Source organism: Acinetobacter sp. USHLN143, from assembly GCF_037145695.1.
GTDB lineage: Bacteria > Pseudomonadota > Gammaproteobacteria > Pseudomonadales > Moraxellaceae > Acinetobacter > Acinetobacter fasciculus.
In genome coordinates this window covers 63336-72425 of sequence record NZ_JBBCWZ010000007.1, presented here as the reverse complement: position 1 = coordinate 72425, position 9090 = coordinate 63336, and the positions used below count along the sequence as shown (strand labels likewise).

The window sequence follows — 9090 nt, the reverse complement described above, 5'->3', positions numbered from 1 at the left end:
CATCGAATTAGGCGCGGTTTTAGAAGGAGTTGTAATTTTTCAAAAAAGATTGAAAACCATTTTAAAGCTTTCGACTTAACCTTTTTTTACATCAATAATGGCTTCATTTAAGGTCAGCATACTTTTTGAAACACCACCAATGATTTAATTGCAAAATCTAAAAATGGTACTGAAATTATTGTTTCGTTAATTCCTCTCAATAAAATGCAAAATACACGTCAGGGTTTAAAAAGAATTGAAGTGGGTAAAAGAGTTCTTCTTTCCTCTGGAGTTGAGGTAGATTTAAACTTAGATGGTCGTACATTCTATACTTCTCTAAATCAATTATTTAAGCTAAATCATAAAGTTATTTAAAGATAAAATTAACAAACATCAAATTTTTAGTGGATATTTTGCCACTTTAACTATTATTAAAGGTATAGATATGCTTAAACAAAGTATCAGTGTAAAGGATCAGTTTGGGGCTCAACAGGCTATTCAAGCAACAGTCGATCATCATTTTTCTAAAACACAATCTCATTCCAATATAAAACATATCACTGTAGATGGTGAAGATATTCGTCCCAGTTTTGAAATGTGCTTTCAAAGTACCTTAAGTGGAAAAATTTTCAAAATCGTATAGATCATTCCTAAGTGACCTAGGTTCATCGCTTCAGTGAGAGATAAGCTGAGCTGAATTGAAAGACAATAAAAACTCTAGACGATCCTAATCTGCCCCCGAAGCTTGAATGTTCTTCATCTGATTTGAAAGCTGCTTTTTGAAGAGGGTTAGGTTCATGCGTGCTATTGATCCATATCCGACGACCTGGATGAGATCTAGCCCATAATTCCAAAGACCGGATTGAAACTCTTATCAATATCAGTGATTTCGATCTTTGAGTATTTTCATTGATTTTTATGCAATGCATCTTAGTGTTATTCCGCAGTTTTGCTATAGTAAGAGCAATTTTGGATCAACATCAGGACTATGTTATGTCAGCTACACCACGCATTGGGATCTTGGGTGCAGGCGGTCGTATGGGGCGTATCCTTATTCAGGCTGTGCATGAAGCAGGTTATCAATTGGCGGCTGCGGTAGAACGCCCTGAAAGTACACTATTAGGCGCAGATGCTGGCGAACTTGCCGGAATTGGCGCAACAGGTGTTAAGGTCGTGGGTAGCCTTACCGATGTAGTCAAAGACTGTGATGTCGTGATTGATTTCACTGCGCCAGCAGCGACCGTCAATCATCTGAAAATCTGCCGTGAAGCCGGTGTTGCCATCGTGATTGGTACGACAGGTATGAATGACGAGCAAAAAGCCTATCTGGATGAATCTGCTACTGAAACGTCTGTGGTCTATGCAGCAAACTATTCAGTGGGTGTGAACGTCTCGATCAAACTGCTTGAACTGGCCTCTAAAGTTTTTGGTGATACGGTTGATATCGAAGTGATTGAAGCACATCACCGTCATAAAGTAGATGCGCCATCGGGTACAGCTTTGATGTGGGGTGAGGCGATTGCGGAAACTTTGGGTCGTGACTTAAAAGAAGATGCAGTGTATTGCCGTGAAGGTCATACTGGTCCGCGTGAGCGTAAGAGTATTGGCTTCCAGACCATTCGCGGTGGCGATATTGTCGGTGAACATACTGCAATGTTTATTGCCGATGGGGAACGTGTGGAAATTACTCATAAAGCGACTAACCGCATGAACTTTGCTTCTGGTGCGGTACGTGCTGCAGCTTGGGTCGTCGGCCGTGAAGCGCGTAAATATGATATGAAGGACGTGCTTGGTTTTAACGATATTCAGGTTTAAAACCGAGTCAAAATCATTTATAAAAAAGTATAAAACTAAAATAAGACGAATAAAAAATGCAAAAAATGATTTTCCTGCTCTGTGCAGTGGCGCTTGGTGCCATTGCGCAGGCCAAGCCTGTCGGGACGCCTAAACTCAGTATTCATAAAAATAATATCAAGGTCTGGACCTATCAGAATGAGCAAAACCCGGTCTTTCTGTATAAAGCTGAAACCACCTATACTGCACCAATTGAAAATGCCGTGTCCCTGATTCTGAATGTCGAGCATGCAGTACAGTGGGTTCCCTATATGGGTAGCATCAAGGTTCTGTCCCGCGATGATAAAAAAGGCGACTTTACTCTGTATATGGTGCTGGATTTTCCATTTCCCTTAAAAGACCGTGACCTGATTGTACAGGGCAAGATGATCAAGGAAGCCAATGGCCAGATCACCATCAAGAATAAAGCCATCCAAAGTGCCTATCCTTTAAACCCGGATTATGTGCGTTTAACCGATTATCAGGGCGACTGGACTTTTCAGAAACTGGCCAATAATAAGGTCAAGGTCTCTACCTATGGTTATGCCAATCCTGAAGGTTCCATTCCTTTGACCTTCGTAAATATGTTTGTGCAACAGCAACCTTATCAGATGTTGCAGAAAATGAAGACCGAGCTGGCCAAGCTTTCACCTATTGCGGTCTTGCCTGAATCCCTGCAATAAAAAAGACCCAATTGCTGGGTCTTTCTAGCAGATGAGAAAAAAGACTGAATTTAAGCTGCAAAATCTGCTTTAAGTACAATCCGGTAACGGGCTTTGCCAGAATGCAGATGTTCAATCGCTTGGTTCAGTTGTGACATCGGGAAGACTTCGATTTGTGGCGCAATATTTTTACGTGCAGCAAATTGGAGTAACTGACGTAAAGCCGCCGGCGAACCTGTCGGTGAACCGGTAACTGACTTGGCGCCGCCAATTAGCATGCCAGCCGGAATCTGCATCGGCTCAAGTGGTAAACCCAGCATATGTACAGTGCCGTTCGGTGCCAGAGTTGCCAGATAAGCCTGCCAATTCAAGGTGACATTGACAGTACTCAGTAATAAATCAAACTTGCCACGCTGGGCTTTTAATGCAGCGACATCACGACTATTCACTACATGGTCAGCGCCCATGGCTTTCAGCTCATCACTTTTATCGAGATTTGAGGTGAAAGCGGTAATCTCACAGCCCCAGGCTTTCAGCAGCTTGATGGCCATATGCCCTAAACCACCAATACCAATTACGCCAACATGGTGAATGGCCTGAATCTGATGTTTCAGGATCGGATCAAATACGGTAATCCCACCACAGAGCAGGGGGCCAGCACTTTCAGGATCTAGATCTTCCGGTAAGGGAATGACCCATTGCCAGCCGGCGCGCACTTTGTCGGCAAAACCACCGGCATGTCCGACAATGGTAGCCACCTGACCGCCAGTACACAGCACCTGCTGGCCCGAAATACAAGGATCGCAATATTGGCAGCTTTCCGCTGTCCAGCCGATACCCACCCGTTGACCAACTTTCAGGCCTTTGGCTTCGGCACCCAGATGGGTAATGGTGCCAATAATTTCGTGTCCAGCCACCACAGGATAAACCGACGAACCCCAGTCATTATTAATGACCGAAATATCAGAATGACAGAGGCCGCAGTATTCTACTTTGACTTCGACCTGATGCGGCTGCAGTTCTCCGGCATCAAATTGATAAGGTTCGAGTTCCGCACCTGCGGACATGGCAGCATAAGCTTGAATAATATTATTCGACATGATTTTGACTCTTATTTAAATGCGAGGATATTGTTTTAAAGTCACAATGATTTTCATGGTCATCGACCATACCAACGGCCTGCATAAAGGCATAGCAAATGGTGGGTCCGACAAATTTAAAACCGGCTTGTTTAAGGGCTTTAGACATCTTCTGGCTCTCAATAGTTTGAGCGGGTGCTTGCCTATAATCCACAACATCATTATTCAATCGCGGTTGCTGGGCAAAAGACCAGAGCCAATCCACCAGATTAATCCCTTGCTGTCGCAGCTTTAGCCATGCTTGGGCATTTTCTCGAATGGCATTGAGCTTGCCGCGATGTCGTATCAGGCTAGCATCTTCAAGTTTTATTTGGAGTTGTTGATCTGTAAGTAAAGCGATAGATTCGATCGAATATTGAAAAAAATGTTCACGATAAGCTTCACGTTTTCTGAGAACGGTAATCCAGGCCAGACCGGCCTGCTGTCCTTCCAGACACAGCATTTCAAACAGGCGATTTTCATCCAGCAGGGCCTGTCCCCATTCTTGGTCATGGTAGGTGATATACAGCGGATCATTGGAACACCAGCCACAGCGTTGCACAGTCATGTGATGCCCCTTGTTTTTATGCTTTTATAATTTAAACACAGTCCATTGATCTTGCTGGTTATCCCAGTAAGACAATTCAGCCTGATCCAGATCGCTAAATTGAATCCACATATCTTTACCGGCCTTGTCAGCATAACCGGTACTGATCAGAAGCGCATCCTCGGTAATTTCCATCACCCAGCCCTGATAAGTTTGACCATTCAATACAATTTTTTGTTGATTGCCTGATTCAGCAAATTCCACCAGACGATTGATCAACGCTTCTGACATGTAAATATCCTAAAATTAACGTAAATAGGGATAAGGGTTGACCACACCGCGGCCCTTGCCCTGTAAATAGATTCCATAATGCAGATGAGGAGCAGTATGCCGGGCATTACCGCTATTGCCGACATAACCGATCAGCTGGCCTTTTTTGACATGGTCGCCTACTTTTAAGCCACGTTTATGGCCATCCAGATGCGCATAATAATGCCAGGAGCCGCCTGGACCCAAAATCCAGACTACTTTACCACCCAAATTGTTATTACGTAAATCCGCAATCAGGCCCTCAGTCGCGCTAAAAACCTTGGTTCCACGTGGAGCCATGATATCAATACCTTCATGCAGACGTCCGCGACTGCGCGAAGCGCCCCAGGTATCTGTTAATTCACGTGCCTGTACGCGTGCCACCGGGATTGGCAATGAATTAGGCATCTGCAGGCTGTTGAGCTTCTTCACCAGGATAGGGTTCAGTTGTACAGCAGGGGATTTTTTCGGTGTACTGCTACAGGCTGCCAGCAGTACAGTGATGAAAGCAATCCATGTCAAAGCAAGATATTGGCGCACGCTATTCATCCTTAAATATTGGCAATGCTCATTCTGAGCTGATCGGTTTTTTGCTTTGTCCAGACTATGTCATACATTTACCGCAGAGATCAATTTTTTCATCGCTGTTGGCAGACCGCAATCAATGGCTGTCTCTGGACGCATCCAGCAGCCTTGCAGTTCAATGGCCAGATGTTCCTGCTGATCCTGATCTACTGTAAAAACAATCGCTTCAAGCTGCCAGGTAAAATGGGTAAAACTGTGGCTAATCTGGGTTTTTTTGACGATATTTTTCAGGCCAAGTTGCTGGCATTGCTGTTCCAATTCATGTGCATTTTCAATAATCGGCAGACACCAGAGACCGCCCCAGAGACCGCTATTGGGACGTTGCTGCCAGAGCCAGTCTGTACCGGACTGGATCAGCAAGACCTGAGCAGAGCGTACCGGAACCGGTTTTTTGGCCTTTTTAAAAGGCAATTCATTTTCCAGTCCTTGCTGATGTGCCTTGCAATGCTGCTGCATTGGACAATACAGACACAAAGGCTTTTTCGGCGTACAAACGGTCGCGCCCAGATCCATAATCGCTTGGGTATAGTCATGATTACGTTCAACCGGACATAATTCTTCGGCCAGTTGCCATAAAGCACGTTCATGGACGGGTTTGGACAGATCATCCTCAATCGCAAAGAAACGTGACAATACCCGTTTGACATTACCATCCATGATTACGCCATATTGACGTAAACCGAGTGACATCAGGGCACCAGCGGTAGAACGCCCAATGCCGGGCAAGGCCATCCATGCTTCCAGGGTTTGAGGGAACTGCTGCTGTGCTGTCACGATGCCGGCAGCTTTATGCAGATTGCGGGCGCGGGCATAATAGCCGAGACCTGCCCAGTAGGGTGCCACTTCATCCCATGAGGCTTGACCTAAGTCCTGAACAGTCGGAAAACGCTGGATAAATCGTTCGAAATATTGCAGTACAGTTTTGACCTGAGTTTGCTGCAACATGATTTCAGAGACCCAGACTTTATACGGATCATCTGTCACCTGCCAGGGCAAGTCATGACGACCATGCACATCAAACCATTCCAACAGGGCATCTGAAAATACGAACATGAATACCTAGCAACCGAATAAGCAGCAGCTAGTATAGCGGAATCAGCAGGGTGGGAATGTGAAAAGTAGGATAAAAATGGCTGCTCATTTGTTTGGGCAGAAGAGTGATTTCAAAAAAATAAACGCTCCGTAGAGCATTTATTTTTGATAAAGAATCCGGTTAATCGTTAATTCCCCAGCGCTCATCCAGCTTCAAGGTCTTGCCTGCATAACGCGGAATAATATGAATATGCAGATGTTCTACCTTTTCCTGAAATACTTCACCATCAATAAAGCCGACATGAAAACCGGCAGGCTGGTAGCGTAATTGCAGTTCATTGCGTGCCTGTTCCAGTAGAGACATCAAACTTTTACGTTCTTTGTCAGTCACTTCGAAAAACGAGGCCACATGCCGCAATGGAATAATCACACAGTGACCTTCGGACAATGAATTCGGTTCAGGCAACACCACACCATAATCATTTTTGGCAATGACATCATATTCGTCAAAATTGCAGTAGGGGCAGTTGGTTTCAGCCATCATACACATTCTCCTCTGGTAGGATTTATCTTTCTTTTCTTCATGAAGTATCTGAAATATTTAGCCTGTGAACAAGCCAAATAGTTGTTTCTATTTATGCCAAATGACGATCCAGCAAGGCATACATTGCTGCCAAGCTTTTTCGTTCCGCTTCTGCATCGTAACCAAGATCTACACCATTGGCTTTGGCCCGTTCATCCGCAAGCGGGTTGCTAAAGCCATGTTTGGCATTTTCAAAAACAATTACTTCATGCTCGACTTTGGCGGCATGCATTTCCTCACGGAAACTGGCCACATCATCCAAAGTCACCATGCTGTCCAGTTCACCATGTAGCACCAGGATTTCCGCCTGTACCTGACCTTCCTGAGCAGGTGCTTTTGGCGACAGAATGGCATGGAAAGTGGCCACCGCTTTTAACGGTGCATTAGAACGGGCCAGATCCAGTACGACTTTGCCGCCGTAACAGAAACCAATCGCTGCAAGCTTTTCAACATTGACTTCATCCTGTGCTGCCAAAGCATTCAAGGCTGCTGTTGCACGGTTGACGATAGTGTCAGGATCTTCAAAAGTTTGCATCATCCACTGATGAGCCTGATCAGAATTGGTCGTGACTTTTTTATCCCCATACATGTCCATGGCCAAGGCCGCATAGCCATGTTCTGCAAGTTCACGGGCACGCTGTTCGGTATATTCATTCCGACCCCACCATTCGGGTGCGACCAGTACACCGGCAACAGGGGTATCTGTTTCTGGGGCGGCAAAATAACCAATTAATGGGCTGCCATCCTGCGCAGTATAATAAATTTCGCGAGTCTTGATTGCTGCCATGCTGACATCCTCTATTGTTGTTGAATTGCTTGATTAAAACATAACATAGCAAAACTGATCGGAATGTGACATGAAAACCTGCGATTTACGGATACTTAAGCTCATAAAAAAGAGAGGCAAATATAGAACCTCTCCGATTTTAGATCTGGAAAAATAGGACTTATTATTTAATAATTTCCAGTAATTCCACATCAAAAATTAAAGTACTGTTCGGTTCAACTACATCCCCTGAACCAATCTGTCCATAGGCCAATTCGGCCGGAATGAAGAAACGATATTTGGCACCTTCTTTCATCAGCTGTAAACCTTCGGTCCAGCCGGTAATGACCTGTGTGGTACGAAATACTACGGGCTGATTACGGGCAATTGAGCTATCAAAAACCGTACCATCGATCAAACGGCCTTCATAATGTACCCGGACATTACTATTTGCGCTCGGCGATTTCCCTTTACCTTCCTGAAGAATCTGATATTGCAAACCTGATTTCGTGGTTTTGATCCCCGGTTTTTTAGCATTTTCAGCCAGAAATGCCTGACCAATTTTGGCATTTTCATCCGCCTGCTTTTTCAAGGTAATCAGCTCCTTGGCTTCAGCCTGACGCTTAAATTGGGTCAAGACTCGCGCCATGTCTTCCTCACTTAAAGTCGCCTGTTTCCCAGCGGCTGCCGCTTTTAAACCGGCACTGAAGGCATCCAGATCAATGCCTTGTAAGGAATCGGCATTGCTTTTTCCCATCAGATAACCAAAGCTGTAGCCGACCTGTTCAGCCTCAGGGCTTTTATTGGTGACTTCTTTGGCAAAAAGACTGCCAGAACTCAGCAGTAAAACTATCAAACTTATTTGTATTTTCATGATTCATTCTCAAAATAAAGGAGAGCGCGTTGCTCTCCTTTTCGTGGATTATTTTACTTCGATGAGTTCCACATCAAAAATCAAAGTACTGTGTGGAGGAATCGTACCTGGCACGCCCTGTTCACCATAACCGAGTTTAGATGGGATATACAGGGTTGCTTTACCGCCTTCTTTCATCAGTTGCAGACCTTCGGTCCAGCCTGGAATGACCTGATTGAGTGGGAACTCAATCGGCTCGCCACGTTCAACCGAACTGTCAAACACGGTACCATCAACTAATTTCCCTGTGTAATGTACTTTCACACTTGAAGTTGCTGCAGGCTGCTTGCCCGTACCTTCTTTGGTCACTAAATATTGCAAACCAGATGCTGTGGTTTTTATTCCAGCTTTTTTGGCATTTTCGGTCAGGAAAGTATCACTTGATGCCTGAGCCTGTTTGGCACTATCCACTTGCTTCTGCTGCATTTCTTTTTGGAACTGCTCATAAGCTGCTTGTAATTCTTCTTCAGTATAAGCAGGAGCAGTACGGGCATGGCCTTCGCGAACGCCTGTCACAAAGCTGTTAATATCCAGCTCAGGTGGAGTTTGATGAGCGACTTCATAACCGAGTGCATAGCTAATTTTAGAAACAGCAGAGGCATCTTTAGATGCTTTTGTGGTTTGAGCAGCTGGGTTTTGAGTTGCATAGTAAACAGGTACTAGCGCGGCACCGCCTAAAAGAACAGCGACAGCAATCGGTAAGGCCTTACTCATGTATTATTCCAATCTAATGTTATCGTTGAGGTTCATTCCATCTTAGCAG

Annotated in this window: 13 protein-coding genes and 1 pseudogene; 5 read left to right on the top strand and 9 right to left on the bottom strand. The window is 44.8% G+C overall.

What is annotated here, in order from left to right; genetic code table 11:
• The 5 genes and pseudogenes from WFH18_RS03780 to WFH18_RS03760 all read left to right on the top strand — a co-directional run.
• Positions 1-111 (top strand): annotated as a pseudogene (locus WFH18_RS03780) (IS1 family transposase); the annotation flags it as partial.
• A gap of 36 nt (positions 112-147) precedes the next feature.
• Entirely contained in the window at positions 148-354 is a 207-nt protein-coding gene (locus WFH18_RS03775; protein ID WP_336754620.1) for a hypothetical protein, read from the top strand.
• Between the two features lie 70 nt (positions 355-424).
• The gene (locus WFH18_RS03770) at positions 425-622 is read left to right on the top strand and encodes a hypothetical protein (protein ID WP_004728908.1); all 198 of its coding nucleotides are present in this window, start codon (positions 425-427) and stop codon (positions 620-622) included.
• Between the two features lie 350 nt (positions 623-972).
• On the top strand, positions 973-1794 hold the full coding sequence (gene dapB / locus WFH18_RS03765) for a 4-hydroxy-tetrahydrodipicolinate reductase (RefSeq protein ID WP_336754618.1): 822 nt from the start codon (positions 973-975) through the stop codon (positions 1792-1794).
• Between the two features lie 56 nt (positions 1795-1850).
• A complete protein-coding gene (locus WFH18_RS03760) occupies positions 1851-2495 on the top strand; it encodes an START domain-containing protein (protein WP_336754617.1) in 645 nt (214 codons plus the stop codon).
• 50 nt (positions 2496-2545) lie between these two features.
• Here WFH18_RS03760 and ahr read toward each other — a convergent pair whose 3' ends face one another.
• The 9 genes from ahr to WFH18_RS03715 form a co-directional block, all read right to left on the bottom strand.
• A complete protein-coding gene (ahr, locus tag WFH18_RS03755) occupies positions 2546-3574 on the bottom strand; it encodes an NADPH-dependent aldehyde reductase Ahr (RefSeq protein ID WP_336754616.1) in 1029 nt (342 codons plus the stop codon).
• Positions 3564-4160, bottom strand: a complete 597-nt coding sequence (locus tag WFH18_RS03750) for a DNA-3-methyladenine glycosylase I (RefSeq protein ID WP_336754615.1) — start codon at positions 4158-4160, stop codon at positions 3564-3566. Before WFH18_RS03750 ends, ahr begins: the two co-directional genes overlap by 11 nt.
• Before the next feature lie 24 nt (positions 4161-4184).
• Positions 4185-4430: a hypothetical protein gene (locus WFH18_RS03745; protein ID WP_004647674.1), complete on the bottom strand. Its 246-nt coding sequence runs from the start codon at positions 4428-4430 to the stop codon at positions 4185-4187.
• A 15-nt stretch (positions 4431-4445) separates the two neighbouring features.
• The gene (locus tag WFH18_RS03740) at positions 4446-4997 is read right to left on the bottom strand and encodes a M23 family metallopeptidase (protein ID WP_442892448.1); all 552 of its coding nucleotides are present in this window, start codon (positions 4995-4997) and stop codon (positions 4446-4448) included.
• A 60-nt stretch (positions 4998-5057) separates the two neighbouring features.
• Positions 5058-6086, bottom strand: a complete 1029-nt coding sequence (gene mutY / locus WFH18_RS03735; RefSeq protein ID WP_336754613.1) for an A/G-specific adenine glycosylase — start codon at positions 6084-6086, stop codon at positions 5058-5060.
• Positions 6087-6246: 160 nt separating this feature from the next.
• Positions 6247-6606, bottom strand: coding sequence for an HIT family protein (locus WFH18_RS03730; RefSeq protein ID WP_026055739.1), 360 nt, complete (start codon positions 6604-6606; stop codon positions 6247-6249).
• 94 nt (positions 6607-6700) lie between these two features.
• Positions 6701-7435, bottom strand: coding sequence for a dienelactone hydrolase family protein (locus tag WFH18_RS03725; RefSeq protein WP_336754612.1), 735 nt, complete (start codon positions 7433-7435; stop codon positions 6701-6703).
• 163 nt (positions 7436-7598) lie between these two features.
• Positions 7599-8288: an FKBP-type peptidyl-prolyl cis-trans isomerase gene (locus WFH18_RS03720; protein WP_004647669.1), complete on the bottom strand. Its 690-nt coding sequence runs from the start codon at positions 8286-8288 to the stop codon at positions 7599-7601.
• Positions 8289-8336: 48 nt separating this feature from the next.
• Entirely contained in the window at positions 8337-9041 is a 705-nt protein-coding gene (locus WFH18_RS03715; protein WP_004647668.1) for an FKBP-type peptidyl-prolyl cis-trans isomerase, read from the bottom strand.
• Positions 9042-9090: the final 49 nt, after the last annotated feature.

Excerpts from the sequence above, each read along its gene's own strand:
- WFH18_RS03770 (WP_004728908.1), top strand. The coding sequence starts at position 425 with ATGCTTAAACAAAGTATCAGTGTAAAGGATCAGTTTGGGGCTCAACAG.
- dapB (WP_336754618.1), top strand. The coding sequence starts at position 973 with ATGTCAGCTACACCACGCATTGGGATCTTGGGTGCAGGCGGTCGTATG.
- WFH18_RS03760 (WP_336754617.1), top strand. The coding sequence starts at position 1,851 with ATGCAAAAAATGATTTTCCTGCTCTGTGCAGTGGCGCTTGGTGCCATT.
- ahr (WP_336754616.1), bottom strand. The coding sequence starts at position 3,574 with ATGTCGAATAATATTATTCAAGCTTATGCTGCCATGTCCGCAGGTGCG.
- WFH18_RS03750 (WP_336754615.1), bottom strand. The coding sequence starts at position 4,160 with ATGACTGTGCAACGCTGTGGCTGGTGTTCCAATGATCCGCTGTATATC.
- WFH18_RS03745 (WP_004647674.1), bottom strand. The coding sequence starts at position 4,430 with ATGTCAGAAGCGTTGATCAATCGTCTGGTGGAATTTGCTGAATCAGGC.
- WFH18_RS03740 (WP_442892448.1), bottom strand. The coding sequence starts at position 4,997 with ATGAATAGCGTGCGCCAATATCTTGCTTTGACATGGATTGCTTTCATC.
- mutY (WP_336754613.1), bottom strand. The coding sequence starts at position 6,086 with ATGTTCGTATTTTCAGATGCCCTGTTGGAATGGTTTGATGTGCATGGT.
- WFH18_RS03730 (WP_026055739.1), bottom strand. The coding sequence starts at position 6,606 with ATGGCTGAAACCAACTGCCCCTACTGCAATTTTGACGAATATGATGTC.
- WFH18_RS03725 (WP_336754612.1), bottom strand. The coding sequence starts at position 7,435 with ATGGCAGCAATCAAGACTCGCGAAATTTATTATACTGCGCAGGATGGC.
- WFH18_RS03720 (WP_004647669.1), bottom strand. The coding sequence starts at position 8,288 with ATGAAAATACAAATAAGTTTGATAGTTTTACTGCTGAGTTCTGGCAGT.
- WFH18_RS03715 (WP_004647668.1), bottom strand. The coding sequence starts at position 9,041 with ATGAGTAAGGCCTTACCGATTGCTGTCGCTGTTCTTTTAGGCGGTGCC.